Origin of the sequence: Haloarcula hispanica ATCC 33960 (assembly GCF_000223905.1) — an archaeon.
GTDB lineage: Archaea > Halobacteriota > Halobacteria > Halobacteriales > Haloarculaceae > Haloarcula > Haloarcula hispanica.
Window position 1 is genome coordinate 1,425,474 of the sequence record NC_015948.1, and the last position, 25,859, is coordinate 1,451,332.

Below are 25,859 nucleotides of genomic sequence, written 5' to 3' on the forward strand. Positions count from 1 at the left end.
ACTGGGAGCCGGTCGTCGCCTCGCCACTGTTCGATGGTGAGCGGACGCGATCTATCTGGAGGAGATGTCTCTGCCTCGTTTGTCTGCAAAAACGTCGGCAAGTCGTGTTCCGTTAGTCTTCGAGCGCGTCGGCGATGCGGTCGAGCGAGCGTCGCATGTCGTGGACTTCGTCCCGGAGCTTTCGCATCTCACGGGTGAGTTCCTCGTTGTCGTTGCCGCCCGATTCCTCGTGCTGCCCTGGCGGGCCGCCGCCCATGCCGCCGGGGCCGCCCGGACCGGGGCCGCCGGGGCCGCCGCCCATCATGCCGCCCATCATCTGCGCGAAGGGGTTGCCCCCGCCCATGCCGCCGGGGCCACCGCCACCGCCCATCATCTCTTCCATGCGCTCCTCGCGGCTCATCTCTTTGCCGTCGCCCTCGCCTTCTTCGCGCTCCTCGGCGCGCTGCTGTCGGATCTCCTCGACCCGCTCGCGGAAGGACTTCTCCTCGCCGCCGTCCTCGGTCGCGTCCGCCGATTCGTCAGCGTTTTCGGGTTCATCGTCTGCCATACGCCCGGTTTTGGTTGGCCCGCTGAAAAGGGTTGCCGTCCAGAGATAGCCCGAGTAGACAGCTGGTCAGCGGGGGCGCTGGTCCGGAGAATCGCGCTGTCTTCGGGGGGTTCGTCGCCCCGGTACAGTTAGCCGAACTCATATCAGCGATGGCGCTGCAACTCGCCTGAGACCTCGGAACAGTGAAACGGCGACTGCGGGCGCTTGACATGGATGGTGCCGGGCTCAGGCGAGCCGTCGGACCAGCACCGAGAGGCCGAGGCCACAGGCGAGCACCACGGCGAGGTTGAACGCCGCGTTGAACAGTGGCCGATACCTGTCAGTCACGAACGTATCAATCGCCGACGACGCGGAGAAGTAGAACTGCAGTGTCGCGATGAGCGCCACGAGCGTGAGAATAGCGAACACCGCCCACTGCGCGTAGATAGCTATCGCCGGACCAGAGTCGCCGTCTGGCTCGCCGACAGTGTCGCCGGTCTCCGCGTCGATATCCTGTGCCACTGTGTCGGTGTTGGAGGTATCACTCATTGGTCTGTCTCCGTGCGATGAGGAGCGCGCTTGCGAGGACCGCAATCAGGCCGGCCAGCGCCGTGAAGCCGGGACCTTCTTCAGCCATCGTCTGCCGTGGTTCGTCCATCTCTCGTTCTTCGGGGCGGTCCCGTTCGAAGTCGCTGGACTGGAAGCCGACTTCCTGTCGTGTTTCGTTCTCCTGGAGGCGCTCCGTCGGATGGAGGTTCGCCGGGGAACTTTCGGTCCCGACGATGACGCCGTCGGAGAGCAGCATGCCGTCGAGCCAGTAGTTGTAGCCGTCAGGCACCGTCAGCTGGGTTCTGACGATTTCCGTCCGGCCGGGGCGAATCTGGCCGACCCGCACGGTCGACTCGTCGGCGATGACGTTCGAGTCGGCCTGCCGCGCCCGGAGCCGGAGCGAAAGGTCATCAGACGGGTCGTTGCCGGCGTTCGTGACGTACACTGAGACGTTCAGTGTCGTCCGGTTGTCCGAGACGCCGTCGATTCGGTAGGTGATGGAATCGAGCGGGACGCCGGCGTTCTCGAACCGCTGGAAGGTCACGCTACTCCGGGCGTACGCCGGCGTGAGCGCGTCGACGTTCTGGACCGATTGCTGACCGGTCTCGACGCGGTCACCGTCCTCGTAGACGATTGTGTCGATACGATAGCCGCCTGCCCGCTCGACCGTGATGTTCGACCGCACCGATACCTCTCGTTCCCCTTCGATTGTGCCGACTGACTGCCGCGTCGTCGTCGCGACGAGGCCGGTGTCCGCGTCGATGGCCCGCGTCTCGACGGTGACGTTCTCGGCGGGACCGCCGCGGTGCGAGAGCCGGGCGTCGATAGAGAGCGTCACTGTCTGGCCGTCGACCGACGCCGGTTCGATGGTCGTCTCGCGGAGGTCGAGATAGCTCTCGCGAACGTCGTCCTGTGGTTCGGAGAGCGCGCCGGGGACCGCTGTTGCACCGATGAGCATGGTCAGGACGACCACGACCACGCCACCGGTCAGGAGGGTTTCACGTCGCACACGAGGATGGGCAACAGCCGCCACTAAATGTCTTCTGCACGGACAAGTACGGATTACAGCGACGCCAGTCTCGCGTGTTACCTGAACGCACCGAGACTCGACTGGAGGTTGCGGTCCGTTCCGCCGTCTGTGAGTTCGTAGCCGACGAGCTGTCGGAGGTCGACGGCGTAGACGCTGCTGTTGTTCTCAAGCACAGCGACTCGCCCCTTCGTCCCCCGGACAGTCCCCGTCGCCAGGGTTTCGGCCATCGGACGGTCCGAAAGGGACAGGTCGTACTCGAAGTCGTAGGTCGCCAGCGGGTCGTAGCGCTCACAGAGCGACGCCCACCAGTCCGTGTCGACGGACTGGTCGAATCCCGATATCTTCGTGGGAACTCTGACCCGGTCTCCCAACTCGACGGCGATGTCGGCCTCGACCTGCCGGGCGATTCGGCCGTCGGCGACGGTCCGGAGGTGGGCGGCCCTGTCGGCCCCCTGCTCGCGGAGCCGCGTCTCCAGTCGCCAGAAGCGGGTGACGCCGACCTTGACGGTATCCGATGCGAACGCCGCCAGATACACCGCGTGTTCCTCGTCACACGTTTCGAGCGGCTTGTTGCAGTCCCCGGTACAGCGGGCACACGGCCAGATGTCGGTGTGTTCCGGGCAGTACGGCGCGGGGTCGTTGTCGCAGTGAAAATGTCGATCGCCGTCAACCGCGCCAGCACAGTGGCGCTCGCCGAGCGTGTAGGAGAGTTCGGTTCCCGGGTCCAGTCGCTCAATAGTGACGCTCCCGTCCTCAGCTAACAGGAGCGCGGCGTGTTCGTCGACCCGCGCATGGTAGCCCACGACCTGCACGTCCGGCGGTTCGGTGCGGAGCCGCAAATGGCTGCCGGGACGACGTTTTTGTGTTTGTCTGTCATATCTCCCGACATGGCAGACCTACAGCTCCGGAGTCCGGCCTTCGACGACGGCGAGCGCATCCCCGAGGAACACGGCTACTCGGCAGCGAACACGAACCCCCCGCTGGAAGTCGAGAACGTCCCGTCAGCCGCGTCGTCGCTCCTCCTCATCGTCGACGACCCGGACGCCGAGGAGCCGGCCGGGAAGGTGTGGGACCACTGGCTCATCTGGAACATCCCGCCGGATATCGACCGGATTCCAGAGGGATGGGCACCCGACGAGGCCACAGAGGGACAGAACGACTTCGGCGAGGTCGGCTGGGGCGGTCCGAGCCCGCCGGACCGGGAGCACACGTACCGGTTCCTGCTGTACGCGCTAGACACGACGCTCGACCTCTCCCCGGCAGCGGACAAGGACGACGTATACGACGCGGCCAGCGGCCACGTCGTCGAAAAAGCACAATTAAACGGTACGTACCCGGCCTGACGCCGCGCTCAGAGTTCTTCGAGTAGTTCGCGGGTCGACTGCCGCACCGCGTCGTCGCTCGACTGTTCGGGCTCCCAGCCCAGTGCCGAGAGCTTGTCGACGGAGAGGCGCATTCGCGGCACGTCACCCGTCCAGCCGCGGTCACCGCCGGTGTACTCGTACTCGGGGTTGATGCCCATCTCGTCGGCGACGATGCTGGCGATGCGGTCGACTGACGTGGTGGTCCGCGTCCCGAGATTGAACACGTTGTGGTCCTTGTCGGCGTGTTCGACGGCGAACAGCATCGCGTCGATGCACTCGGAGATGTGCATATAGGACTTCTCTTGACGGCCGTCACCGAGAATCGTCAGCGTCGACGGGTCCTCGGTGAGCTTCTTGATGAAATCAGGAATGACCGCGCCGCGCAGGCGGGGGCCGACGATGTTGGCGAAGCGGAACACCCACGACTGGATGTCGTGGCTGTGGGCGTACGTCGAGACGAGCGACTCCTCGGCGAGTTTCGTCGCGCCGTAGACGCTGATTGGTTCGAGCGGCGCGTAATCCTCCGGAGTCGGCCGCGGCGCTTCGCCGTATACAGTAGATGACGACGTAAACACGAGGTTCTCGACGCCGACTTCCTGCATCCGTTCGAGGATGTTGTAGGTGATGTCGCTGTTGTCCTCGAACTGTCGGCGGGGCGTGTCCGTGTCGACCAGTTTCGACGCCGCGAGGTGGACGACGAGGTCGACATCGCTGGTGATGGCCTCGGCGACGACGTCGGGATCGGTGAGGTCTCCATCGAGGTAGGTCGCGCCCTCGTGGACCCACTCGGACTGCCCGTTCGCTTCGTTATCGACGACGACTACGTCGTTGTCCAGAACGAGGCGCTCGACCAGATGCGACCCGATAAAGCCCGCCCCGCCGGTGACGACTATTCGCTTCTCTGATACGTCCATAGGTGCGATGCTTCCCATGCGAGAAAAAACGTTGTGGTCGCGGCCGATTCCAGGGGAATCCGTACCCCAGTAACGGATGACAACGTCGTTTTATAGCTTCCCCTGTGAGAGTCGGCTATGACTCGATTCACTCGCCGCGGGCTGCTGGCGGCCACCGTCGGCGCTATCGGCGCGATGGCCGGCTGTGCCGGCGGTAGCTCGGAGTCGGAATCAGCCGGGACAACGGAGACGCCGACGCCGCTCCCGGGCCAACCGCTCTCAACGCCGGTTGCGGGCGACCCCGAGGCCGACGTGACCGTTGCGGTGTACGAAGACTACGCCTGTCCACATTGTGCGACCTACTCGGAATCCGTTTTCCCGCAACTCCGCGACGACTACCTCGCTGACGGAACCGTCCGCTACGAGCACCACGACTTCCCGATTCCGGTCGACGAGGAAATCTCGTGGCAGGCCGCAAGCGCGGCGCGCGCCGTACAGGACAACGTTGGCGACGGGGCCTTCTTCACGTATTCCAAGCGCCTGTTTGCGAACCAGAACCAGCTGGGGCCGGACACCTACGCCGAACTGACGGAGGGACTGGACGTCGACGGCGAAACGGTTCGAGCGGCCGCGACGGGGGAACTGTACCGTCCAACGGTCTCCGGCGACCGCGACGCCGGTATCGACCGTGGCGTCCAGGGGACGCCGACCGTGTTCGTCAACGACGAGCGGGTCGAGTGGAGCGAAATCGCCTACGAGCCGGTTCGGTCGGCTATCGAAGCGGCACGGAGCGACGGATGAAAGGGTCGCCGCAGGTGACGGTGCTTCGACTGGGCCACCGGCCCGGCCGGGACGAGCGGATGACGACCCACGTCGGTCTCACCGCACGCGCGCTCGGGGCTGACAAAGTCGTGCTGGCCAACGCCGCTCGCAATCAGGCCGACACGGTGATAGACATCACCGACCGCTTTGGCGGCCCCTTCGACGTGGCCTCGACAGAGAAACCGAAGCGGCTCATCCGTGATTTCGAGGGCCGCGTGGTCCACCTGACGATGTACGGCGAACCGGTGCAAGATATCGAGGGTGATGTCCGCGAGGCCCACACCGAGGAACCGCTGCTGGTCGTCGTTGGCGCAGAGAAGGTCCCGTTCGAAGTGTACGAACACGCCGACTGGAACGTCGGCGTCACCAACCAGCCACACTCCGAGGTCGCTTCCCTGGCCGTCTTCCTCGACCGCCTCTTCGAGGGCCGGGAACTGGACCGCGAGTGGGAGAACCCCGAGAGAGTCGTCGTCCCGCAGGAAACCGGCAAACGAGTCGTCGACCCCGACGAGTAGCGATACCCACGCAGTTGTGCCGCGGGCCTTTTATCGCTCGACGCTAACTGTGGTGCAGATGTCGCGTCACAACGTGTTGGTCGTCGTCGCCGACAGTCTCCGCGCCCGGAGCACCTCCGTACTGGGCTATCGCCGGGAGACGACGCCCTTTCTCGACGCTTTCGCCGAGGAGGCGACGGTGTACACGCAGGCTCGGAGCCCGAGCAACTGGACCGTCCCCAGCCACGTCAGCATGTTCACGGGCCACGAGACCCACGAACACGGCGTCGACCACACCGCTAGACTCGACGCCGGCCACACGATCTTCGAGGAGCTGGCTGAAGCGGGCTATGACACAGGGCTGTTCTCCGACAATCCGTTCCTGACCGACCACGAGTCGGGGCTCGACGAGGTGTTCCAGACGGCCATCGGCTCACCCGAGCAGTACGACTCGGCCTACGAGACGAACGGCTCGCTGGGTGACTGGCCCAACGGCTTCTGGTACGCCGACCGGACGCTGGAGTGGATTGACGAGCGTGAGAACGAGTGGGCCGCCTGCATCAATCTGATGGACACCCACCGCCCGTACGAACCGCTCGCCGACTACGACGAGTGGAGCGACGAGCGCTCCCGCGAACTCCAGGAGTCGATGGGGTTCAAGTGGCACTGGGAGTTCCTCTCCGGGAACCTGTCGCTTGGCTTTGCCGGCATTCTCGAACAGATATACGACGGCGCGGTCCGGCAGGCCGACGCCATCTTCGAGACACTGATCCGCGGACTGGACGAACAGGGCGTCCTCGACGACACGCTGGTCGTCTTCGCCGGTGACCACGGCGAGGGCTTCGGCGAGCCAACGGCAATCCCCGAGGAACCGCCGGCCGTCAGCCACCGCATCGGGACTCACGACAGTATGTATCACGTCCCACTCGTCGTCCGTGCCCCCGGCCAGCGGGAGGGACACCGCGTCACCGACCTGGCGACGCTCAGCCGGTTCCCCGACGCCGTCCGCGCGATGGCACTCGGCGACGGCAACGCGGACGGCCCGGCGTTCGCCTCGCCGAACGGGACCGTCGTCGCGTCCCAGGCCCCCATCGGCCCGGCGATGCGCGAGGAGGCCGAACGGATCTGTGGCGACGCCGCACCCTTTGCGAAGCACGCCCGACTGGTCTACCACGACCGGCCCGGCGACGAGGTCCGAAAGCGGGCGGCGTGGGGCGACAGTGCCCACGAATCCGTCATCAAGGGCTGTGGCGGCACGGTCGAGGACCGCGATATCGACGCCACTGTCGTCCGGAACCACTTCGACAGCGACCGGTACGCCGACGTGGATATCGCGACGCTACTCGATGGCTACACCGAGTTCGAGGACGCGTCCGACACACAGTTTGCCGGGGCGCTCGACGACCGGCTGGAGGCACTTGGTTACAAATGACAGCACCCCACACCGAACTAGTCCTCGTAGTCGCAGCCGACGAGAACAACGTCATCGGCCTGGACGGCGGCGTCCCCTGGCACTATCCCGAGGACGTGCGCCAGTACAAGGACCGCATCGCGGGTCACCCGGTCATCCTCGGCCGCCGGACGTTCGATTCGATGGACTCGCTAACTGACTGCTACACTGTCGTTCTGACGACCGATGATAGCCGGAGCGCCGACTCCGAGACGGTCGAGTACGCCACGACGCCGCAGATAGCCGTCGATGCCGCCGCCCGCGCTGGCGCAACCGAAGCGTTCGCTGGCGACGACTCAGCCGAACCGAGCGACTCGCCACCCGTCACCTACGTCATCGGTGGCGAGGCGGTGTACGACCTGTTTCTCCCGTTTGCCGGCCGGATTTTTCTCAGCCGCATCCACGAGCGAAACGAGGGGGACCGCTACTTCCCGGACCTGGGAGCGGAATGGACGGAATTGTCCCGGGAGTTCCACGACGGGTTCGACGTTATCGAATACGAACAGGCGTCGCCGCGACCGCTCGACGACCTCTGACTGTTCATCAGGGGAAAACCGACTAGAGTTGTCACTGTCTGGGAAATCACAGCTATTAAAGTAATACAAGTGACTAGTATATTGTAACAACTCGCGATGCTAGACAAAATCAAAAAATCCGTATCGGACGTACTCTCGGGTGGGAAACGGCAGTCGGACAGCGGACCACAGGCCGGAGCAGTGACGGAGAAACGAGTCAAGGCCAGTTCTGCCGGGGATAGCGGTACGGACGCGGCCGACGGACCTGAATCGAATCTCTACGAGTGCCCCTCCTGTGACTCCGTCTTCGTCGCTATCGACAAAGAGACCTGTTCCTCCTGCCGGACCTCGGTCGAGAAAATCGAATAGCGGGGTTGTCGAGGTCGTCGCAACGGGTTCCAGTGCTGGTGGTATTACAAAGGGACTGCTGTCCGTCGTTGTGGCCCGTTTGCGGGCACATCGGGAACTCCCCGACAGCATCATGGCCCCGGCCTCTGCGTCAGCGTTCGAGAGAGGACGACCCGATGGTTTTAACCACATGACTCCCGGATGTGCGGGTAATGGCTTTTGAGGAACTCTTGGAGGACCCCGTCATACAGAAGTACCTCCACGAGCTGGTCGGACCGAAAGGGATGCCGGTCGCCGCCGCGCCGCCGGACGGCGAAGTGACCGACGAGGAACTGGCCGAGGAGCTCGGGCTCGAACTGAACGACGTGCGCAGAGCGCTGTTTATTCTCTACGAGAACGACCTCGCGACCTATCGTCGGCTCCGCGACGAGGACTCCGGGTGGCTCACGTACCTCTGGACGTTCCAGTACGAGAAGATCCCCGAACAACTGCAAGAGGAGATGCACCGCCTGCTCGACGGCCTCGAAGAGCGCCGCGAGTACGAGCGGGAAAACGAGTTCTACCTCTGTGAACACTGCGGCATCCGCTTCGAGTTCGGTGAGGCGATGGAGTTCGGCTTCGAGTGTCCCGAATGTGGTAATCAGGTCGAGACGATGGAGAACACCCGTCTCGTCACCGCGATGGAGAACCGCATCGAGGAGCTCAGAGACGAACTGAACGCTGACGTGGACGTGGAAGCCTGATGGTCGTCCTCGGTACAAAAGTGTACGTCGCCGGCGACGCCCGGGACCGTACGCTCGACGGCCTGCGCTCGATGGTCGGCAACGAACTCGGTGACCTCGACGTGGCGTACGACATCGGCCTCCGGGACGACGAGTTCCCGTCAGTGACCGTCGACGGCCCCGACGAGACGGTCGCGAAGAACCTGCTGCGCGAGGAGTTCGGCGAGATGGTCGCCGACCACGAGGACGGCGAGACGTACGTCGGAACGCTCGATAGCTGGGACGAGGACGGCTTCGTCCTCGATGTCGGCTTCGGGCAGACGGTCCGAATTCCGGCCGATCAGCTCGGTCTCGGGCAGGGGACGCCCAGCCAGATCCGGAAGCGGTTCGGACTGGTCCAGCACCTTCCGCTCCGGTTCGTCGCCGGCGACCCAGCACGCCTCGCGGAGGTCGAACAGGACCGACTCTACGAGTGGACCCGTGGCGACAACGGTCGTATCAACGCGAACAGCGTCACGCGCTCCGAGGCGCGAGCGACGGTCAACCGCGCCGGCCACGCACAGGACATCGTCACTGTCGAACGCATCGGCCTGTTAGAACAGAGCATCATCTGCAACCCGGACACCGACCCGCCGGGGCTGCTCGCCGACATCGGGCAGTACATGCCGTCGGAGCTGCTGGCAATCGTGCCCTGACTTTCGAGCTATGAAACGCCGCCATCTCCTGTTGGTCGCCGTTCTCGCACTGGTCGCCCTTTCGGGGTGTAGCGGCTTCTTCGGCTCCGAAGAGGTCGACCCGGAGCGGCTGAACGAGAACGCGAGCTACGACTGGAATACCTCGGCAGACGGAACAATCGTCATCGAGGAATCGAGATACACCGCCGTCTACGCCGTGGAGAACGAGACCTCATTTGACGTGTACACCGTCGACGGCCTCGGGCGCGAGCGGAGTGTCCCTATCAGTGCGCTTCGGTTCCGGTACGCGAACGGGACGGTCGTTAGCGCCGCAAACTCCTCGCTGAGCGCTTCGGAGAGTCGCCAGCGAACGACAGTCAATCTCTCCGGGAACGTCTCCGGAAAGGTGGGCTACTCGGTCGCTCGGACCGGCAAGCGCTTCGCTTCCCCCACGCTCGTCGAGGACGGCTCGTACACGGTCGTGCTCCCGCCCAACACTGGGGCCGGGATTCCGTTCCTCTCGCGAATCAGCCCGGGAGGCTACGAGTCGGAGACCGTCGACGGCCAGCAGGTCATCCGCTGGGACGAGGTGACCTCCGACCAGATTGTCGTCCGGTACTATCTTGACCGCGACCTGTGGCTGTTCGGCGGCCTGTCGGCCATCGCCATCGTCATCGGCGTCGTGGGGACGCTGTACTACTATCGGCAGTTGCAGGAAGTGATTCGCCGACGCAAGGAGGCCGGTATCGACCTCGAAGAAGAGGACGGTGACGACGACCCGCGGGACCGTGGTCCGCCGCCAGGGATGCGTTGAGGCCGGATCGAAAGCGAGATCCGACGCGTTTCGCAGGCGCTAACCGGGTCACTTTTTCGCGTCGGGCGTACACACACGGCTATGAGCAACGGGTGGTTCGCCGGGCTGGACCCGGACGACGACGCGGCCGCTGTCGAACAGATAGAGGCCGGGCGAGCCGACACGCCGGAGGACTGGCCACAGCAGGCAGTCGAGGCGGGGTTCGCAGACGACGAAGCGGACTACTACGACCGTCTGCACGAGGTGACGATGGCGGCCACCAGCGCGGCGGTCGCCGAACGAGAGGGCGCTGACGACCAGCAGCTCGTCCACGCGGTCCGGGCGATGGCCGACTGCGAGCGCACGGCAAACGAACTCGCCGAACGGGTCGCCGAGTGGGGCGGGAGCCGGCACGGTGATAGCGGGAGCGGCGTCGAGTACGCTCGCTCGCTGGCCGACCGAGACGACGAGGACGAGGGAGACACTGCCCTCCGGTCGCTCGCCGGGCAGACGGCCGAGCTGGCCGACGAAGCGGACTCGCTTCGGGCGTACATCGAACGGACCGCGCCCGCCGTCGCGCCGAACCTCTCGATGCTGGCCGGGCCGGTGCTTGCGGCCCGCCTGATTTCACTGGCCGGCGGCCTCGAAGCGCTGGCGAAGAAACCGAGCGGGACGGTACAGGTCCTCGGCGCGGAAGACGCGCTGTTCGCACACCTCAAAGGGAACGCGCCGTCCCCGAAACACGGCGTCATCTTCACCCACGAGTACGTGCGCGGGACCCGTCGTGCGGACCGCGGGTCTGCCGCGCGGGCGCTGGCCGGGAAGCTCTCAATCGCCGCTCGCGTCGACCACTACAGCGGCGACCGTCGGCCGGACCTGCAGGCGGAACTCGACGGGCGTATCGAGCGGATTCAGGCCCGGGCCGAGGAGGGCGACGAATGACGCTCCCGACTGGCGTCGAGCGCCACGACTTCGACGGCGAGACGAGCCTCGCCACGCAGGGTCAGCCGGTGTACGGCGAGCGGACCGACGGCGACTGGCGGCGGTGGGACCCGCACCGCTCGAAGCTCGGCGCGATGCTCGAACAGGGGATGGACACCGGTCTGGAGGGCGGTGAGACCGTCCTGTACCTCGGTGCGGCGGCCGGGACGACCGTGAGTCACGTTGCCGATTTCGGCGGCCCGACCTACGCCGTCGAGTTCGCGCCCCGGCCCGTGCGGGAACTGCTGGACGCCGCGGAGAGCCGGCGGAATCTCTTCCCGCTGCTCAAGGACGCACGCAAGCCTGAGAACTACGCCCACGTCGTCGAACCGGTCGACGTCGTCGTGCAGGACGTGGCGACCAGGGGGCAGGCTCGGGTGGCGACGCTCAACAAACAGTTCTTGACTGACGACGGGCGGCTCCTCGCGGCTATCAAGGCCAGAAGCGAAGACGTGACCGCCGACCCCGACGCCGTGTTCGACAGTGTGCGTACGGAACTCAGCGCTGAGTACGAACTGCTTGAGACGGCGCGTCTGGACCCGTTCCACGAGGACCACCTCGGTATCGTTGCCCGGCCGCGAGAGGACTAGTTGGGATTGGTACTGCCCGCGATAATCGTCCGAGACGGAATCCAGTTGTGCGGGCTGAGCGGGCGGGGACGGAAGGCTTTACCGGGTCGATTCCGATGTGCTGAGTAATGGACGCGACGGGATCTGCCGAGCATTTTACCCGGATGGGGACGCTCGGCATCGAGGAAGAGTTCTACGTCGTCGACGAGTTCGGTCGCCCGACGTCTGGCACGGACGAACTCGTCTACGAGACGGAGCCGCCTGCGGTTCTCGACGGCCGGCTCGACCACGAACTGTTCAAGTGCGTTATCGAGACGCAGACGCCGCGTATCGACGACCCGGCGGACGCCGGGAAGCACCTTCGGTCAGTCCGGGATGCGCTGGTCGACCACGCCGAAGCGAACGGGTTCGGTATCGCCGCTGCTGGACTGCACCCGCTGGCGAAGTGGCGCGAACTCGAACACGCCGAGAAGCCCCGGTACAAGTCCCAGCTAGACCGAATCCAGTACCCACAGCACCGCAACACGACCGCAGGCCTGCACGTCCACGTCGGCGTCGACGACGCCGACAAGGCCGTCTGGGTGGCGAACGAACTCCGCTGGCATCTCCCGCTGATGCTTGCACTGTCGGCGAACTCGCCGTACTGGAACGGCTTCGACACCGGGCTGCAGTCCGCCCGCGGGAAGATATTCGAGGGCCTGCCCAACACCGGGATGCCGACAGCGTTCGACGACTACGACGCCTTCGAGACCTACGAACGGCGGATGCTCGAAACTGGTAGTATCGACGACCGCGGCGAACTCTGGTTCGACGTGCGACCGCATTCGGGCCACGGCACCGTCGAGGTACGTGCTCCGGACGGGCAAGCCGACCCGGACCGGGTGCTGGCCTTCGTCGAGTACGTCCGCGAACTCGTCGTCGATCTCGCCGAGCGCTACGAAGACGGGGAGTCCGGCCGGCGACTCCGCCGGGAGTTCCTCGACGAGAACAAGTGGCGTGCAATCCGCCACGGCCAGTCCGCAGAACTGATATTGCGTGACATCTCGACGACACGCTCGGTCGAGGAACTGGTCGAGATGGAGAGCGACCGGCTGGGTATCGACGGACTGTGGGAGCTGTACGACCGCGAAAGCGGTGCCGAGCGACAGCGCCGGCTTCGTGCGGAGGAGGGGGTCATGGCGCTCGCTGACTCGCTTCGCCTGTCCTGATCTGGGCTGTCGTCCGCGGCCGGACTTGCCTGCTCGATACTGCGGAGCGACAGGAGAGTCTGAGCCAAGGGTTTTTATCCAGCTGTAGCTTTTGTCCTCACAGAGACAACGCATGTCTGCAGACGACAACGATCACGACGACCTCGAGGACACAGGCGATGTCCGTGAACGAATCGAACAGGAGGCGGACCGCGCGGTCGAGCAGTTCGACGAAGGGATCGTCGACCTGCTGGCGTGGGTGCTCGACACGGAGACGCGGGCGCGGATCTACGTCCACCTAAGACAGCATCCCGAGAGCACCAGCGAGGAGATAGCCGAGGGGACCGGTCTGTATCCGAGCACGGTCCGCGAGGCTCTGGCGGCGCTCACCGAGGAGGAAGTCGTGACCCGCCAGAAGCGTGAGAGCGACGGCGCGGGCAACAACCCCTACGAGTACAGCGCTATTCCGCCGAGCGACCTCGTCAACACCATCGTCGGTGACATCCAGTCGGAACTGAACACGGTGTTCAACCTCGACGACCATATCGGCGGCGGCGAGACGACGCTGGAACCCGACGACGAGCCGGTAACGATTTCGGTCGAGGATGCGAACGACGGCACGAACGACGCCGACGCCAGCGAGGACACTGGCGACGAAGGAAACGGGTCCGAGGGCGGCGACGACGACGCCGACGTGTAGTCAAAACGGGTTCCTGCAAGCCGTTTCGCGAGTCGATATTACTAAACCTACCCGCGCCGTTGCCCGGGATATGAATGTCGCGCTGGGGGGAACGTTCGACCCGATTCACGACGGACACCGCGCGCTGTTCGAACGCGCATTCGAACTCGGGGACGTGACAGTTGGCCTCACCAGCGACGACCTCGCGCCGAAGACGCGCCACGACCAGCGCCACGTTCGGCCGTTCAGCGAACGGAAATCTGCACTCGCCGACGAACTCGCGACGCTCGCCGCCGACCAGGGCCGCGAATGGGCGGTCCGGGAACTCACCGAGCCGACCGGTATCGCCACGGAGCCGCAGTTCGACACGCTCGTCGTCTCGCCCGAGACGGAGACCGGCGGCCGCCGCATCAACGAGATCCGCGAGGAGCGGGGCCACGACCCGCTCGAAATCGAAGTCGTCCCGCACGTCCGCGCCGAGGACGGCGACATCATCTCTTCGACCCGGATCGTCGAGGGCGAAATCGACGAACACGGGAACCTCACGCCGAACCGCACCGGCCGTCAGAACATTTCGTAGCTACCAGCCCGGCGCTTCCAGCCCGGCCGTCTCCAGCAAGTCCTTCCAGCGCTGTTGAATCGTCAACCGGGAGACGCCAGTCGCCTCCGCGACAGCGGACTGGGACCGCTCCTCACCAGCGACCAGCGCGGCGACGTACACGCTGGCAGCCATTGTCGCCTGTTTCGACCGGTCTTCGTCCGGAACTGTCGAGAGAAACAGGTCGACCGCGTGGGACCGCGCCTCCGTCCCGAGGTCGAGCCTATCCGACGCGGCTTCGATGTCGGAGAGCCACTCGTCGTGCTCGATTCGGTCGCTGGCGCGGTACATACGAGTTCGTTGTTCCCCATCCTACCTAAACCTTCGTCGCCCGCAAGCGAAGGGTTCTTGATGCCAACGCGGATACCGACTGGTGCGCGCGGGTTGCCGAGCCAGGCCAAAGGCGTAGCGCTTAGGACGCTATCCCGTAGGGGTCCGCCGGTTCGAATCCGGTCCCGCGCATTCTTGCTGCGAGCAAACCGCGAGCAGCAGAATCGCCAGCGGATTCCGAACCCTGGGAGTCGCAGCGGCCGAGCAACGCGAGGCCGACCGTCTCCATCCGGTTCGAATCCGGTCCCGCACACCGCTCTACCCGAACAGTTACTGGGGCGATAGCATCCACCGCCTCTACTGGCTGATTCTCACACCGCAGGAATCACAACTGCCGCTTATGAGGAGTGTCCGCGTCGTTCCAAACGAGGGACTGACGATGTCGGTGTATGACCCACTCCGTGACCCGTCTGCTCGCCCCGCGGGATCGACTCGGTTTGAGTATGCGGTCGACGATGCGGACAATCCGACCGAGCTCACCGTCTTCAGCGATCAGGACGATGAGCTCCCCACCCACTGGATTTCGGTCGACATCGAGCACGCCGTCGCGCTCGACGAGATGCGGTGAGCGAGGAGTGGGCTCGCTCAGGGTCGTGTCTGTTTGTTTTTGACGACAGAAGGGACAGCGAACGCTCTGGAAGCGTTGTGTCCGAAGTAAGTTTGCGTGGGTGCAGTCCCAAGGGAATGCACCTGCACTCTGAGAGTGCGTGGGACCGGATTCGAACCGGAGCAAGAAATGCTCGCTCACAGCAGTTCGCTGTGCGTTCCTCGCAAGGTTCGAATTCGCTCCGACCGACTTACCGAGCGCTCACGATATGTTCGCGCTCAGAGAATGCGTGGGACCGGATTCGAACCGGCGGACCCCTACGGGACAGCGCCCTCAACGCTGCGCCGTTGGCCTGGCTTGGCTACCCACGCGCGCTCTTGCTGAGTGCATTCAATCGTTCCCGGTGGGATAATAAAAGCGCTTTCGTTTGGACCCGCCCCGGGAGGGTGTGTCACTCGCGCGAACCGGACGTTTGAAATATCACGAAACCGCTACGGGGGGCATGGCCAAATACTCGACCGGCAGTAGTGGCGATAGCGCCGGCGGGAGCTGTGAGCTCTGCGGTAGCGACGGCGGCGACCTCCAGACCGCGAACGTCGCTGGTGCGACCCTCCAGGTGTGTGACAGCTGTGCGCGTGACCACGGGGAAAACGAGCGAACGACGGGCAGTGACAGCTCGCGCGACGAGCAGAACCGGAAACGCAAAGCCGCGCAGAACGCGGCGAAGATGCAAGACGCACAGCAGGCCGATGCCTCCCACTGGGAGGACGGCGCTGATTACGACGACGACCAGCTCCCGTATCTGGTCAGCAAGTACGGCGAGCGCGTGACGGAGGCGCGTCAGGGCGAGGGCCTCCAGACAGGTGAGTTGGCCGAGGAGCTCGATCTTGACGAAGCGGACATCCTCGCTGTCGAGCAGGGGCGCGCGACGCAGGCGAACGTCGGTGGGTCGACGATCAAGGCGCTCGAACAGTACCTCGACATCGACCTCGTCGAGTCCAACTGACCCCGAATATTTTCGTGACTCCGCTGTAACGGTCGGTATGGATCTCTCCGCTGCACAGCGAGCCATCCGTGACACCGTTCGAGAGTTCGCGGTCGAGGACATCCGTCCGAAAGCCGCCGATGCCGACCGCGAGCAGTCCTTTCCCGAAGAGTGCTGGGACGGGCTCGCGGATATCGACATCACTGGGCTGACGACACCGGCCGAATACGGCGGCTTCGACGCCGACAAGCCGACGTACGCGCTGGTCAACGAGGAACTCGCGTACGGGTCGCTCGCGGTCGCGACGGCGCTGTCGGTCCACTGTCTCGCGACCTCGTGTATCGCACAGTTCGGCTCCAAAGCAGTGCAGGACGACTGGCTCCCCGACATGGCCGACGGCCGCCCGGTCGGCGCGTTCGCGCTCTCGGAGCCACAGGCCGGGTCGAATCCGCGGGAGATGTCGACCACCGCCCGGCGCGACGGCGACGAGTACGTCATCGACGGCGAGAAGCAGTGGATTACCAACGGCAAGCGGTCGGGCGTCGTCATCGTCTTCGCGAAGACCGACCCCGACGACCCGGACTCGATAACGCAGTTTCTGGTGCCGAAAGACACCGACGGGCTCACCGTCGGCGAGAAAGAGGACAAACTCGGCCTCCGCGCGAGCGACACGACTCCGCTCCAGTTCGACGGCGTCCGCGTGCCCGAGCGCTACCAACTGACCGAGGAGGGCAAGGGACTGGCCGCGGCGCTGTCGATTCTGACGACCGGTCGGGTCGCCATCGCCGCGCAGGCCGTCGGACTCGCACAGTCCGCGCTCGACGAGGCCCTCGACTACGCGCAGGAGCGCGAGCAGTTCGACCAGCCGATCAGCGAGTTCCAGACGATTCAGCACAAGCTCGCGGACATGGCGACGAACGTGCAGGCGGCGCGGCTGTTGACGTGGGACGCCGCAAAGCAACTGGAACGCGGCGAGCGAGCGAGAGCGGCGGCGAGCATGGCGAAGTACTTCGCGAGCGAGACGGCGGTGGACGTAGCCAACGAGGCGATTCAGATCCACGGCGGCTACGGCTACACGACGGACTACCCCGTCGAGCGCTTCTACCGCGATGCGAAGGTGACGACCATCTATGAGGGGACCAGCGAAATCCAGCAGAACATTATCGCACAGGACTTGCTGGAGTAGGCTCGACGGGGCGAAGCGGTTTTGCGGGCGTCGGCCCTATCGCTTGGTGTGACACACGACGCCGTCATCTACGACCTCGACGGGACGCTCGTCAGGCTGGCCGTCGACTGGGCTACGGTGACCAGCGACGTCGCGACGGTCCTGCGGGAACGAAACGTCGACCCCGAGAACCGCGACCTCTGGGAGATGCTGACGCTGTCATCCGAGACCGGCCACCGTGACGCCGTCGAGGCGGCGATCACCGACCACGAGCGGACCGGGGCGCACGAGTCGGAGCGACTGACCCTCGCCGACGGCCTCCCACACAGCGTCCCCGTCGGCGTGTGCTCGCTCAACGCCGAGGAGGCGTGTCGGGCCGCGCTGGATGTCCATGGCCTCGACGGTCACGTTGGGCCGGTCGTCGGCCGTGACACCGTCGAGTCACCGAAACCTGACCCGGAGGGTCTGCTGGCGATTGCCGAAGAAATCGGGGTCGACCCTGGCGCGGCCGTGTTCGTCGGCGATTCAGAGAGCGACGCGACGGCCGCCCGGCGGGCCGGGATGGCATTCGAGTGGGCGAGCGAGTTCGATCAAGCCCGGTATCGCGCGTAGAGGTAGACGCAGACGGCCGTCAGGAACCAGATGAGTGCGCCGACGCGGACCGCGAACATCGCCCGCGCGGTCCAGGTCTGGAGCGTGACCGCGGTCGACGCGAGCACAACGAGCGGCGAGCCGACCAATATCGTCGTCACGAACGTGACCTGCATCACCCACCCGAAGTCCACGCCGTCCGGGTCCGTCTTCTCGACTGTTGGCACGGCTGATGGTACAGCTAGGTGCGGCAAGCACCTTGCGGTTTCCTGTGCGAACTGCGCAACCCGAACAGGTAAGGCGCAGGCGCGCCCCCGCTCGGATATGCCAACTGTCCGGGATCTGCAGGCGATGGCTGGTGAGGAGCCGATCACGATGCTGACAGCGTACGACGCCGTGACCGCGAGCATCGTTGACGACACCGGCGTGGACGTCATTCTCGTCGGCGACAGCATGGGGAACGCCGTCCTCGGCCACGACGACACGCTCCCGGTCACGCTCGACGAGATGGCCTCACGGGTCGGCGCGGTCGCACGCGGTGCGGACGACGCGCTGGTCGTCGCCGATATGCCGTTTCTCTCCTTCGGCACGGACGAGAGCGAGAGCATCCAGAACTGCGGGCGGATGCTGAAAGAAGAGGGCGCAAACGCGGTCAAGCTCGAATCAGGGCCACATACGGTCGAGCTGACCGAGCGGCTGACGGAGCTGGGCATCCCGACGATGGCCCACCTCGGACTCACGCCACAGAGCGTGAACCAGACCGGCTACACGAGGCAGGCGACCGGCCGCGAGGAGGCAGAGGAGATCCTCGACCTCGCGCGGGAACACGAGGCCGCCGGCGCGTTCGCGCTGGTGCTCGAACACATCCCGGCCAACCTCGCCGCCCAGGTCACCGAGGCCGTCGACATCCCGACTATCGGCATCGGAGCCGGCGGCGACTGTGACGGGCAAGTGCTCGTGTTCACCGATGTGGTCGGCCTCTCCGAGTCCAGCCCGCCTTTCGCCGAGCAGTTCGGCGACGTTCGCGGCGAAGTCGCCGACGCTGTCGACGAGTACATCGACGCCGTCGAATCCGGCGAGTTCCCGGCTGAGTCCCACAGCCACACCGAGGGCGAACTCGACGACCTGTACTGACGCTTTTCACGCCTACTCAGCAGTCCGCTAGTCGGCCGAAGCCGTCTGATTCTCCATCCAGGCGTCGTAGGCGGACTGATTCTTGACGACGACGGTGGCGTTCATCTTGCTGTGGCCGGACCCGCACATCTCAGCGCAGTACAGCCGGTACTCGCCGGGTTCGGTCGCGTGCGTTCGGGCCGTTATCGTCCGGCTGGGGAAGACGTCCTGTTTGACGCCTAGTTGCGGGATGTAGATGGCGTGGATCACGTCCGTCGTCCGCAGCCTGAACGTGACGTTCCTGTCCGCTGGAAGGACCAGCCGTTCCTCCGTCGTGACGTTCGCTTCGGCGTAGGAGAACTCCCATCCCCACTGGTAGGCAAGCACGTCTATCTCCGTATCCTCCGCGAAGGCGTCGCCTCCGCCGGCGGATGCCTCGGCCGCTGCAGGCGTGATGTAGGGGTTAGCCATCACCACGAACGCCGAGATCCCGACAAAGACAAGTATTGCGCCCGTCGCGGCCGTCCAGGTCACCTCTAGCGCCGGGTCGTCGACCGTCGGTTGCGGGTCGTCGTTGTTCCGGAACCGGTAGATCACGTACACGAGCGTGAGTTCGACGAACAACGTCAACGGCAGAGCGACGTACAGGAGCTGTTCGTTGAGGTCGTCGATAGCCGCCCTGTTGACCGACTGCGCTGTGGCCGGGGCAGCAAGTAGCGAGAGCCCGACCACGACAAGGCCCGCCTGAATCACGCGTCGTCGGAGACGCATTGTCACACTGTACCAATCGCCGTGTCAAATAACTTGCCCAAGGTGATGACAGCTGACCGGTGACCCGTACTGGTGTCGGGTTCCCAGCGTAGTTTTATGAATGTGGGCGTGTCAATTATTGGTAACGTGTAGCATGACGAGACGAGCAATCGTTCCGGGACGGCACGTTACACACAGATGCTAAACAGGGCTATCGTTGAGGGAACTGCCCTGGCCGTGCTGGCGCTGTCGGTGCTTCTTCTGTGGCTCCGGGAGCGGCAGAAAGCACGACCGGAGAGCGACGGCGGCTACACGACCCGAGAGGAGATCGAATTCGAAATCGGTCGACTCCAGTCTGAAGTGTCCCGCTGGCTGACGACGACGGACCACCGGGACATCGGTCTGCTCTACATCGCTTTCGGCACCGCCGCCGGTCTGTGGGGTGGCGTCGACGCGATGATGCTCCGGACGGAACTGCTGACGCCGCCGGCGGACATCTGGACGCCGGAGACGTACAACGCGCTGTTTACAACGCACGGGCTGACGATGCTGATATTCTTCGTCCTGCCCGTGTTCTTCGGCATCGGGAACTACGTCCTGCCGCTCCTCATCGGAGCCGACGACATGGCGTTCCCGCGGGTCAACGCTATCGGGTTCTGGCTCCTGCCGCCGGCACTCATTATGGTCCGGATGGGACTCATGATCCAGGTCCTCGGCCAGGTTCTGAATCTGGTGCTCCCGGCGAACGCTATCCGGTTTTTCCTCACGATGCGCGAAGTGAGCATCGGCTGGACACTGTACGCACCACTGTCCGTGCAACAGCCCAATCCGCAGATAGACCTGCTGTTGCTCGGGTTGCACCTGAGCGGCATCGCCACGACGGTCGGCGCTATCAACTTCATCACCACAATCGTCTACGAACGTGGCGAGGGCGTCACCTGGGCGAACCTCGACATCTTCTCGTGGAACATGCTCGTCACGAGCGGGATTGCACTGTTCGCGTTCCCGCTGCTGGGGAGCGCGCTCGTGATGCTCCTGCTAGACCGGAACCTCGCGACGACGTTCTTTGCGACGGAAGGCGGTGGTGCTATCCTCTGGCAACACCTGTTCTGGTTCTGGGGCCACCCGGAGGTGTACATCCTCTTCCTCCCGGCGACGGGGCTGATGAGCCTTATCTTGCCGAAGTTCGTCGGCCGGAAACTCTTCGGCTACCAGTTCATCGTCTACTCGACGCTGGGGCTGGGCGTCCTCTCCTTCGGCGTCTGGGCGCATCATATGTTCACGACGAGCGCGGACCCGCGGGTCAAGCTGTCGTTCATGGCGGTTTCCATCGCTATCGCCGTTCCGAGCGCGATCAAGGTGTTCAACTGGATCACGACGATGTGGGAAGGGAACATCCGCCTGACTGCGCCGTTTATCCTCTGTGCTGGCGGGATAGGGACGTTCATCATCGGTGGCGTCACCGGCGTGTTCCTCGCAGTTATCCCGATCGACATCCTCTATCACGGCACCTACTACGTCGTCGGCCACTTCCATCTCATCGTCGTCGGCATCATCCCGTTCCTGATGATCGCCGCGAGCTACTACTGGTACCCGCTCATCACTGGTCGGTGGTACGACACGCGGATGGCGAGATTCCAGGCGCTGCTGATCGTCTTCGGCTCGTTCGTGACGTTCATGACATTGCTGGTCATCGGCGGGCTTGGGCTGCCGCGACGACAGGCCATCTACCCACCGGAGTACCAGTTCGCCCAGCAAATCGCGACCGTGGGCGGCTACATCATCGGCCTGAGCGCCCTGCTGTGGCTGTACAACATGCTCGTCTCTTACTGGCGGGGGACGCCCGTGTCGACGACGGACCCGTGGGGCCTGAAGGCGACGAGCCAGTTCACCCGCGAGTGGCAGTGGTTCGAACAGCACATGATGAACAAGTACGATATGGAGCCGACCGAGCCCGAGACGACACGGCGCTCCTACGCCCCTGAAGCCGAGCCGACCGGACTGGCCGGCGGCGTCGGTACCGTCGCCGAGACCGTCTCACGAAACGCCTGGATGGCCGCGGCTGGCGGGTTTGTCGGCACAGTCCTGATGAGCGGCGGGCTCATCACAGCGATACTCATCGGCGTCCTCGACCCGGTTTCCTTCAGTGAAATCGCCGAACTGGTCGGGCTGCCCGCGAGCCCGGCTATCGGGGCCGTGCTCTTCCTCGTCGGTGGGACCGTCACCTGGCCGCTCCTGTTCCTTGCGTTCTCCGACTACCTCCCCGGTCGCTTGCTGTTCGAGACCGGGCTGGTGTTCGCAACGCTGATATCCAGCGGGTTTGCTATCGCGTTCTACACCGGACAGAGCGGGCTCGCGTTTGTCGGGTACCTCACCTTCGTACTCGTCTCTCACTGGGCCTACGGCATCGGGCTAACCGTGACCTTCCAGTACCTCAAGTCGGACGAGACGCTTCGGACCCAGACCGACGGGGGCGGCTGACAGATGAGCGACGGCGCTGATTCGTTCGTCTTTCAGTATCTCGCGCCCTTCGTCGGCGTCTTGCTCATCGCGGTCGGTATCGCCGGAGCCGTGCCCGGCGGCTACGCGATTATCGAGCCGGACCTGGAGAACTGCGGGAACCCGACCATCGGTGTCGAATCACCCGAAGCAACGGCGGAGCGGTTCGGCGGGGACGAGCCGGGACCGCGGCTTCCGCAGTTGGCCTTCGACGACCTCTCCTCGGACGAACAGACGGCGTTCCTGACGGCCGTAGACGACCCGGTCGGTGAGGAGCAGGTCGTGGGTGACGTGCCCAACGCCGACGCCTTCCGCCGCGGGGCTCTCGTCACCTACGAGGGCGAGCAGTACTACGTGACCCTCGTCGCCGAGAACACCTGCTTTGCGGCCGCGCCGCTACAGTTCCCGCTGGGGGTGTTCGCCATCGCGCTCGGGTTCCTCGGCGTCCTGGCCCCGCCGCTGTACCGGCGGCTGGTGCGGTTGGAACAGCGGGCCGGCCGGTCAGAGTAGCGGTCCCTCGCTCGGTGTTCGCTCAGAGCGCAGCGCCGACGTACAGCACGACGACGAGGAACACCCACACGAGGTCGACGAAGTGCCAGTACAGCGACGTGGTCCGGATGGCGGTGTCGCGTTCGGGCGCGTAATGGCCCCGGAGCGCACGAGCGAAGGCGATAGCGAGCAGGAGCACGCCGAGGGCGACGTGGAGGCCGTGGAGGCCGGTCAGGCCGTAGAACGCGCTCCCGAACGCGCCGGAGCCGATGCTGAATCCCTCGACGGCGACGAACTCGTAGTACTCGTACACCTGTCCGGCGAGGAAGACGACGCCGAGCGCGAGCGTCACCCCGAGCAGGCCGAGGAACCGCTGTCGGTTTCCGCGTTCCAGCGCCTCGTGGCCGTAGTGGAGCGTTACGCTGCTTGCCAGCAGCAGCGCCGTGTTGATGACCACCAGCGAGCCAAGCAACGGCGGGAGGTGGGCCGGCGGCCACGACCCGGTCCGGATGAAGGCGTAGTAGACGAAGCCCGCCGAGAACGTCGCCACGTCTGAGACGAGAAACAGAATCATCGTCGTGGCGTACAGGTCGGAATCGCTGTCCCTGCGGTTCCGGACGTAATCGGCGATGAACGCCTCGTTGGCCCACCCGGCGAGTCCGGCCAGCAAGCCAACCGCACCAGCGCCGCCGAGTACAACTGGGACCACGGACGGGACCAGATCGAGCCCGACAAACACCAATCCGACGCCCAGGTACAGCGACGCAGCACCGATTGCAGCTATTAGGGGCCACCGACTCCGGTGTTCGTGGCCATTGTCGGCGGCGTGTTCAGTTGCCGTTTCCGTCGATCCAGCCATGTGAACCCGTAGCATCGGGGTTGGTAAAACGGTACCCCCGCGACTGACACGTCCATCGCCGGACTCACCCGAATCTTTATCATACCGTCAACCGACAGCGAGAGTGTGGTTTACGAGACGGGCAACCAAACGGTAGACGACGCTGTCGCACGCGTGCTGGACGGCGAACGCCTCGACCGACGGGACGGACTGGCTCTCATCGCACAGCCGGTCGACGACCTGGCAGCCGGGGCCGACTACGTGCGCACGCAACTGGGTGACGACACCGTCGACGCGTGTTCGATCGTAAACGCCAAAGCCGGGAACTGCGCGGAGGACTGTGGCTTCTGCGCCCAGTCGGTCCACTTCGACACCGGCATCGACAACTACGGCTTTCTCGGCCCCGAGAAGATACTGGAGGCCGCAAAGCGCGCCGAACGCGACGGCGCACAGCGGTTCGGTATCGTCGTCGCCGAGAAGGGCGTCTCGAAGGAGAACCGCCCCGAGGAGTGGGAGGAAGTCCTCGAAGCCATCCGCCTCGTCCGCGACGAGACGGACGTGGAGGTCGACGCGAGCCTCGGCATTCTGACCGAGGAGGAGGCCGCGATTCTGGCTGATGAAGGACTCAACCACTACAATCACAATATCGAGACCTCCCCCCGGTATTTCCCGGAGGTCGTCCAGACCCACACCTTCGAGAAGCGGGTCGAGACACTCCGGGTCGCCAAGGACGCCGGTATGGACCTCTGTGCCGGTGTCATCCTGGGGATGGGCGAGTCCCCGACCGATAGAGTCGACGCGGCGATGGCCCTGCAGGACATCGGCATCTCCTCGCTCCCGGTCAACATCCTGAATCCGGTCGCTGGGACCCCCATGGCCGAACAGGGGCTGCCCGACATCACGACCGAGGAAGTCGTCAAGACCATCGCAGTGTACCGCCTGCTCCATCCCGAGTCCCGCGTGCGCCTGACCGGCGGGCGCGAGGTCAATCTCGACACGGACGGGCAGGTGGCCGCGCTGGAGGCCGGTGCTGACGGCATCCTCACTGGTGATTATCTCACTACCGAGGGACAGACGGCGGCCGACGACCTCGAAATCATGGAAGAGGCCGGACTGGAACCCAACACGGAGGCCAACGAGTTCGACCCCGAGGCGGTCAAAGAACGCGCGGCCGACGAGACAGAAGCCGAGACGGCAGCAGGGACAGCACAGACCAAATCAGAGCTCAAATCCGACGACTGACAATGGACGACATACACTTTGCAGTGCTTGGAACCGGTGGTATCGGACGGCGGACGCTCGAAGTCTCACAGCACAAGGACGGCCTCACCGCCGTCGCGGCCTGTGACCGCAACGGCGTGGCTCTCGACCACGATGGCCTCGACGTAGACGAACTGCTGGCGGCGACGGAAGGCAATATCGCGAGTGGGCCGGCGGAACACGCATCCGACTCGACCCCCGCGGCACCCACGGACGACTACGCCTCGGACGGCGGGGCGGCCGCAGTCGAGGGTGGCGGCGTCAAACAACATGGCGATCAGTCCGGTATCGTCGCCAGCGAACAGGGCGAACCCACGGAGACACCTATCGACGACATCATCGCCGAGAGCGACGCTATCGACGCCGTGCTGTTGGCGCTCCCGAACCTCGAACACGACTTCATCCCGCGCGTGGCTGAGCGCTTCGCCGAGGCCGACTACGAGGGCGTCATGATTGACGTGCTCAAACGCTCCCGCGTCATCGGCATGCTCGACGACCGCGAGGACCTGCTGAAAGCGTCCGGCATCACGTTCGTCTGCGGGGCCGGCGCGACCCCCGGCTTCCTCACCGGCGCGGCGGCACTCGCCGCCCAGTCCTTCGTCGAAGTCGAGGAGGTCGAGATCTGGTGGGGCGTCGGCCTCAAGTCCGGCTACGAGGACAACCGGGGGACGGTCCGGGAAGACATCGCCCATCTCGACGGCTACGACATCGAGACGGCCAGGGAGATGAGCGAAGCCGAAATCGAGGCACTCATCGACGAGCACGACGGCGTGCTGGAGTTCCACGACATGGAACACGCCGACGACGTGCTGCTGGAGCGGGCCGGCATCTGTGACGCCGAGGACGTCCACGTCGGCGGCGTCCTCGACGTTCGCTCCGACGAGAAACCGACCACCACGACGGTCAGCGTGACTGGCACGACATTCGACGGGGAGACGGGGACGAACACCTTCGAACTGGACGACGTGACCAGCATGGAGGCCAACGTCAACGGCCCGGCGCTTGGCTACCTGAAAGCCGGCGTCCGGAACAACCGCGCCGGGCACTACGGCGTGTTCGGCCCCGCCGATCTGATGCCCGGCTTCTGAGACCGCCTGA

At 64.9% G+C, this 25,859-nt stretch carries 32 protein-coding genes and 2 tRNA genes; 24 read left to right on the forward strand and 10 right to left on the reverse strand.

The genetic code is table 11. The features are described 5' to 3' along the window. Positions 1 to 112: 112 nt before the first annotated feature. The 4 genes from HAH_RS07235 to HAH_RS07250 form a co-directional block, all read right to left on the reverse strand. On the reverse strand, positions 113 to 547 hold the full coding sequence (locus HAH_RS07235; protein WP_014040323.1) for a hypothetical protein: 435 nt from the start codon (positions 545 to 547) through the stop codon (positions 113 to 115). A 225-nt stretch (positions 548 to 772) separates the two neighbouring features. Further along, positions 773 to 1,075 (reverse strand): hypothetical protein, encoded by a 303-nt coding sequence (locus HAH_RS07240; RefSeq protein WP_014040324.1) that lies wholly within the window; start codon positions 1,073 to 1,075, stop codon positions 773 to 775. After that, positions 1,068 to 2,084 carry a DUF7490 domain-containing protein gene (locus HAH_RS07245; protein WP_023843257.1) on the reverse strand — a complete coding sequence of 339 codons (1,017 nt, stop codon included), beginning with the start codon at positions 2,082 to 2,084 and terminating at the stop codon, positions 1,068 to 1,070. The genes HAH_RS07240 and HAH_RS07245 overlap by 8 nt, the downstream gene beginning before the upstream one ends. Before the next feature lie 77 nt (positions 2,085 to 2,161). Continuing rightward, positions 2,162 to 2,944, reverse strand: coding sequence for a DUF2797 domain-containing protein (locus HAH_RS07250; RefSeq protein WP_079891612.1), 783 nt, complete (start codon positions 2,942 to 2,944; stop codon positions 2,162 to 2,164). Between the two features lie 48 nt (positions 2,945 to 2,992). Between HAH_RS07250 and HAH_RS07255 the strand changes: the two genes are divergently transcribed. Beyond that, positions 2,993 to 3,448 (forward strand): YbhB/YbcL family Raf kinase inhibitor-like protein, encoded by a 456-nt coding sequence (locus HAH_RS07255; protein WP_023843259.1) that lies wholly within the window; start codon positions 2,993 to 2,995, stop codon positions 3,446 to 3,448. Positions 3,449 to 3,456: 8 nt separating this feature from the next. Here the strand turns inward: HAH_RS07255 and HAH_RS07260 are convergent, their stop codons facing one another. Further along, positions 3,457 to 4,383 (reverse strand): NAD-dependent epimerase/dehydratase family protein, encoded by a 927-nt coding sequence (locus HAH_RS07260; protein WP_014040328.1) that lies wholly within the window; start codon positions 4,381 to 4,383, stop codon positions 3,457 to 3,459. A 117-nt stretch (positions 4,384 to 4,500) separates the two neighbouring features. On the opposite strand from HAH_RS07260, the gene HAH_RS07265 reads away from it, so the two are divergent. The 13 genes from HAH_RS07265 (at position 4,501) to HAH_RS07325 (ending at position 14,176) form a co-directional block, all read left to right on the forward strand. Further along, positions 4,501 to 5,163, forward strand: coding sequence for a DsbA family protein (locus HAH_RS07265; protein ID WP_014040329.1), 663 nt, complete (start codon positions 4,501 to 4,503; stop codon positions 5,161 to 5,163). Further along, positions 5,160 to 5,699: a tRNA (cytidine(56)-2'-O)-methyltransferase gene (locus HAH_RS07270; protein WP_014040330.1), complete on the forward strand. Its 540-nt coding sequence runs from the start codon at positions 5,160 to 5,162 to the stop codon at positions 5,697 to 5,699. Before HAH_RS07265 ends, HAH_RS07270 begins: the two co-directional genes overlap by 4 nt. A gap of 58 nt (positions 5,700 to 5,757) precedes the next feature. Beyond that, a complete protein-coding gene (locus tag HAH_RS07275; RefSeq protein WP_044951828.1) occupies positions 5,758 to 7,110 on the forward strand; it encodes a sulfatase in 1,353 nt (450 codons plus the stop codon). Next, a complete protein-coding gene (locus HAH_RS07280; RefSeq protein ID WP_014040332.1) occupies positions 7,107 to 7,664 on the forward strand; it encodes a dihydrofolate reductase in 558 nt (185 codons plus the stop codon). Before HAH_RS07275 ends, HAH_RS07280 begins: the two co-directional genes overlap by 4 nt. A gap of 96 nt (positions 7,665 to 7,760) precedes the next feature. Continuing rightward, on the forward strand, positions 7,761 to 8,012 hold the full coding sequence (locus HAH_RS07285) for a hypothetical protein (RefSeq protein ID WP_014040333.1): 252 nt from the start codon (positions 7,761 to 7,763) through the stop codon (positions 8,010 to 8,012). Between the two features lie 191 nt (positions 8,013 to 8,203). After that, positions 8,204 to 8,734, forward strand: coding sequence for a transcription factor E (tfe, locus tag HAH_RS07290; protein ID WP_004592762.1), 531 nt, complete (start codon positions 8,204 to 8,206; stop codon positions 8,732 to 8,734). Next, complete coding sequence (locus HAH_RS07295; protein ID WP_014040334.1) at positions 8,734 to 9,408, forward strand: DUF2110 family protein; 675 nt, start codon at positions 8,734 to 8,736, stop codon at positions 9,406 to 9,408. The genes tfe and HAH_RS07295 overlap by 1 nt, the downstream gene beginning before the upstream one ends. Positions 9,409 to 9,418: 10 nt before the next feature. Then, a complete protein-coding gene (locus tag HAH_RS07300; RefSeq protein ID WP_014040335.1) occupies positions 9,419 to 10,201 on the forward strand; it encodes a DUF5803 family protein in 783 nt (260 codons plus the stop codon). Between the two features lie 81 nt (positions 10,202 to 10,282). Beyond that, positions 10,283 to 11,122 (forward strand): NOP5/NOP56 family protein, encoded by an 840-nt coding sequence (locus HAH_RS07305; protein ID WP_014040336.1) that lies wholly within the window; start codon positions 10,283 to 10,285, stop codon positions 11,120 to 11,122. Beyond that, positions 11,119 to 11,751: a fibrillarin-like rRNA/tRNA 2'-O-methyltransferase gene (locus HAH_RS07310; RefSeq protein WP_014040337.1), complete on the forward strand. Its 633-nt coding sequence runs from the start codon at positions 11,119 to 11,121 to the stop codon at positions 11,749 to 11,751. Before HAH_RS07305 ends, HAH_RS07310 begins: the two co-directional genes overlap by 4 nt. A gap of 107 nt (positions 11,752 to 11,858) precedes the next feature. Then, positions 11,859 to 12,938, forward strand: a complete 1,080-nt coding sequence (locus HAH_RS07315; protein WP_014040338.1) for a glutamate--cysteine ligase — start codon at positions 11,859 to 11,861, stop codon at positions 12,936 to 12,938. A 112-nt stretch (positions 12,939 to 13,050) separates the two neighbouring features. Next, a complete protein-coding gene (locus tag HAH_RS07320; RefSeq protein ID WP_014040339.1) occupies positions 13,051 to 13,617 on the forward strand; it encodes a winged helix-turn-helix domain-containing protein in 567 nt (188 codons plus the stop codon). Between the two features lie 70 nt (positions 13,618 to 13,687). Continuing rightward, positions 13,688 to 14,176 (forward strand): phosphopantetheine adenylyltransferase, encoded by a 489-nt coding sequence (locus HAH_RS07325; protein WP_014040340.1) that lies wholly within the window; start codon positions 13,688 to 13,690, stop codon positions 14,174 to 14,176. On the opposite strand, the gene HAH_RS07330 is transcribed toward HAH_RS07325, so the two are convergent. Beyond that, positions 14,177 to 14,485: a transcription initiation factor IIB family protein gene (locus tag HAH_RS07330; protein ID WP_014040341.1), complete on the reverse strand. Its 309-nt coding sequence runs from the start codon at positions 14,483 to 14,485 to the stop codon at positions 14,177 to 14,179. An 86-nt stretch (positions 14,486 to 14,571) separates the two neighbouring features. Here HAH_RS07330 and HAH_RS07335 point away from each other — a divergent pair. Beyond that, positions 14,572 to 14,656 (forward strand) — tRNA-Leu (locus HAH_RS07335). 208 nt (positions 14,657 to 14,864) lie between these two features. Further along, a complete protein-coding gene (locus HAH_RS07340) occupies positions 14,865 to 15,092 on the forward strand; it encodes a DUF7511 domain-containing protein (RefSeq protein WP_014040342.1) in 228 nt (75 codons plus the stop codon). A 265-nt stretch (positions 15,093 to 15,357) separates the two neighbouring features. On the opposite strand, the gene HAH_RS07345 is transcribed toward HAH_RS07340, so the two are convergent. Further along, positions 15,358 to 15,442: transfer RNA gene (locus HAH_RS07345), tRNA-Leu, on the reverse strand. A 131-nt stretch (positions 15,443 to 15,573) separates the two neighbouring features. On the opposite strand from HAH_RS07345, the gene HAH_RS07350 reads away from it, so the two are divergent. Genes HAH_RS07350 through HAH_RS07360 form a run of 3 tightly spaced genes read left to right on the forward strand, consistent with a single transcriptional unit; the run spans position 15,574 to position 17,833 of the window. After that, entirely contained in the window at positions 15,574 to 16,077 is a 504-nt protein-coding gene (locus HAH_RS07350) for a helix-turn-helix domain-containing protein (RefSeq protein ID WP_014040343.1), read from the forward strand. Between the two features lie 37 nt (positions 16,078 to 16,114). Continuing rightward, positions 16,115 to 17,242, forward strand: coding sequence for an acyl-CoA dehydrogenase family protein (locus tag HAH_RS07355; RefSeq protein ID WP_014040344.1), 1,128 nt, complete (start codon positions 16,115 to 16,117; stop codon positions 17,240 to 17,242). 48 nt (positions 17,243 to 17,290) lie between these two features. After that, positions 17,291 to 17,833, forward strand: a complete 543-nt coding sequence (locus HAH_RS07360) for an HAD family hydrolase (protein WP_014040345.1) — start codon at positions 17,291 to 17,293, stop codon at positions 17,831 to 17,833. Here the strand turns inward: HAH_RS07360 and HAH_RS07365 are convergent. After that, on the reverse strand, positions 17,812 to 18,039 hold the full coding sequence (locus tag HAH_RS07365; protein ID WP_005534398.1) for a DUF5822 domain-containing protein: 228 nt from the start codon (positions 18,037 to 18,039) through the stop codon (positions 17,812 to 17,814). The genes HAH_RS07360 and HAH_RS07365 overlap by 22 nt on opposite strands. Before the next feature lie 97 nt (positions 18,040 to 18,136). On the opposite strand from HAH_RS07365, the gene panB reads away from it, so the two are divergent. Next, entirely contained in the window at positions 18,137 to 18,946 is an 810-nt protein-coding gene (gene panB, locus HAH_RS07370; protein WP_014040346.1) for a 3-methyl-2-oxobutanoate hydroxymethyltransferase, read from the forward strand. A gap of 27 nt (positions 18,947 to 18,973) precedes the next feature. Here panB and coxB read toward each other — a convergent pair whose 3' ends face one another. Then, on the reverse strand, positions 18,974 to 19,696 hold the full coding sequence (gene coxB, locus HAH_RS07375; RefSeq protein WP_014040347.1) for a cytochrome c oxidase subunit II: 723 nt from the start codon (positions 19,694 to 19,696) through the stop codon (positions 18,974 to 18,976). Positions 19,697 to 19,873: 177 nt separating this feature from the next. Here coxB and HAH_RS07380 point away from each other — a divergent pair, with 177 nt between their 5' ends. Both HAH_RS07380 and HAH_RS07385 read left to right on the forward strand, forming a co-directional pair. Next, on the forward strand, positions 19,874 to 22,156 hold the full coding sequence (locus HAH_RS07380; protein ID WP_014040348.1) for a DUF6789 family protein: 2,283 nt from the start codon (positions 19,874 to 19,876) through the stop codon (positions 22,154 to 22,156). A 3-nt stretch (positions 22,157 to 22,159) separates the two neighbouring features. Next, positions 22,160 to 22,684, forward strand: a complete 525-nt coding sequence (locus HAH_RS07385; RefSeq protein ID WP_014040349.1) for a hypothetical protein — start codon at positions 22,160 to 22,162, stop codon at positions 22,682 to 22,684. 22 nt (positions 22,685 to 22,706) lie between these two features. Here HAH_RS07385 and HAH_RS07390 read toward each other — a convergent pair whose 3' ends face one another. After that, on the reverse strand, positions 22,707 to 23,522 hold the full coding sequence (locus tag HAH_RS07390; protein WP_044951831.1) for a cytochrome c oxidase subunit 3: 816 nt from the start codon (positions 23,520 to 23,522) through the stop codon (positions 22,707 to 22,709). A gap of 105 nt (positions 23,523 to 23,627) precedes the next feature. Here HAH_RS07390 and bioB point away from each other — a divergent pair, with 105 nt between their 5' ends. Both bioB and HAH_RS07400 read left to right on the forward strand, forming a co-directional pair. After that, on the forward strand, positions 23,628 to 24,743 hold the full coding sequence (bioB, locus tag HAH_RS07395) for a biotin synthase BioB (protein ID WP_014040351.1): 1,116 nt from the start codon (positions 23,628 to 23,630) through the stop codon (positions 24,741 to 24,743). 2 nt (positions 24,744 to 24,745) lie between these two features. Next, a complete protein-coding gene (locus HAH_RS07400) occupies positions 24,746 to 25,849 on the forward strand; it encodes a saccharopine dehydrogenase family protein (protein WP_014040352.1) in 1,104 nt (367 codons plus the stop codon). Positions 25,850 to 25,859: the final 10 nt, after the last annotated feature.

Bases quoted from the DNA above. Each gene is read 5' to 3' on its own strand.
- coxB (WP_014040347.1), bottom strand. From the start codon at position 19,696: ATGCGTCTCCGACGACGCGTGATTCAGGCGGGCCTTGTCGTGGTCGGG.
- HAH_RS07260 (WP_014040328.1), bottom strand. From the start codon at position 4,383: ATGGACGTATCAGAGAAGCGAATAGTCGTCACCGGCGGGGCGGGCTTT.
- HAH_RS07315 (WP_014040338.1), top strand. From the start codon at position 11,859: ATGGACGCGACGGGATCTGCCGAGCATTTTACCCGGATGGGGACGCTC.
- HAH_RS07380 (WP_014040348.1), top strand. From the start codon at position 19,874: ATGCTAAACAGGGCTATCGTTGAGGGAACTGCCCTGGCCGTGCTGGCG.
- HAH_RS07255 (WP_023843259.1), top strand. From the start codon at position 2,993: ATGGCAGACCTACAGCTCCGGAGTCCGGCCTTCGACGACGGCGAGCGC.
- HAH_RS07285 (WP_014040333.1), top strand. From the start codon at position 7,761: ATGCTAGACAAAATCAAAAAATCCGTATCGGACGTACTCTCGGGTGGG.
- HAH_RS07300 (WP_014040335.1), top strand. From the start codon at position 9,419: ATGAAACGCCGCCATCTCCTGTTGGTCGCCGTTCTCGCACTGGTCGCC.
- HAH_RS07355 (WP_014040344.1), top strand. From the start codon at position 16,115: ATGGATCTCTCCGCTGCACAGCGAGCCATCCGTGACACCGTTCGAGAG.
- HAH_RS07280 (WP_014040332.1), top strand. From the start codon at position 7,107: ATGACAGCACCCCACACCGAACTAGTCCTCGTAGTCGCAGCCGACGAG.
- HAH_RS07265 (WP_014040329.1), top strand. From the start codon at position 4,501: ATGACTCGATTCACTCGCCGCGGGCTGCTGGCGGCCACCGTCGGCGCT.
- HAH_RS07310 (WP_014040337.1), top strand. From the start codon at position 11,119: ATGACGCTCCCGACTGGCGTCGAGCGCCACGACTTCGACGGCGAGACG.
- HAH_RS07240 (WP_014040324.1), bottom strand. From the start codon at position 1,075: ATGAGTGATACCTCCAACACCGACACAGTGGCACAGGATATCGACGCG.
- tfe (WP_004592762.1), top strand. From the start codon at position 8,204: ATGGCTTTTGAGGAACTCTTGGAGGACCCCGTCATACAGAAGTACCTC.
- HAH_RS07275 (WP_044951828.1), top strand. From the start codon at position 5,758: ATGTCGCGTCACAACGTGTTGGTCGTCGTCGCCGACAGTCTCCGCGCC.
- HAH_RS07330 (WP_014040341.1), bottom strand. From the start codon at position 14,485: ATGTACCGCGCCAGCGACCGAATCGAGCACGACGAGTGGCTCTCCGAC.
- HAH_RS07320 (WP_014040339.1), top strand. From the start codon at position 13,051: ATGTCTGCAGACGACAACGATCACGACGACCTCGAGGACACAGGCGAT.
- HAH_RS07295 (WP_014040334.1), top strand. From the start codon at position 8,734: ATGGTCGTCCTCGGTACAAAAGTGTACGTCGCCGGCGACGCCCGGGAC.
- HAH_RS07350 (WP_014040343.1), top strand. From the start codon at position 15,574: ATGGCCAAATACTCGACCGGCAGTAGTGGCGATAGCGCCGGCGGGAGC.
- HAH_RS07340 (WP_014040342.1), top strand. From the start codon at position 14,865: ATGAGGAGTGTCCGCGTCGTTCCAAACGAGGGACTGACGATGTCGGTG.
- HAH_RS07325 (WP_014040340.1), top strand. From the start codon at position 13,688: ATGAATGTCGCGCTGGGGGGAACGTTCGACCCGATTCACGACGGACAC.
- HAH_RS07390 (WP_044951831.1), bottom strand. From the start codon at position 23,522: ATGGCTGGATCGACGGAAACGGCAACTGAACACGCCGCCGACAATGGC.
- panB (WP_014040346.1), top strand. From the start codon at position 18,137: ATGCCAACTGTCCGGGATCTGCAGGCGATGGCTGGTGAGGAGCCGATC.
- HAH_RS07385 (WP_014040349.1), top strand. From the start codon at position 22,160: ATGAGCGACGGCGCTGATTCGTTCGTCTTTCAGTATCTCGCGCCCTTC.
- HAH_RS07305 (WP_014040336.1), top strand. From the start codon at position 10,283: ATGAGCAACGGGTGGTTCGCCGGGCTGGACCCGGACGACGACGCGGCC.
- HAH_RS07270 (WP_014040330.1), top strand. From the start codon at position 5,160: ATGAAAGGGTCGCCGCAGGTGACGGTGCTTCGACTGGGCCACCGGCCC.
- HAH_RS07400 (WP_014040352.1), top strand. From the start codon at position 24,746: ATGGACGACATACACTTTGCAGTGCTTGGAACCGGTGGTATCGGACGG.
- HAH_RS07235 (WP_014040323.1), bottom strand. From the start codon at position 547: ATGGCAGACGATGAACCCGAAAACGCTGACGAATCGGCGGACGCGACC.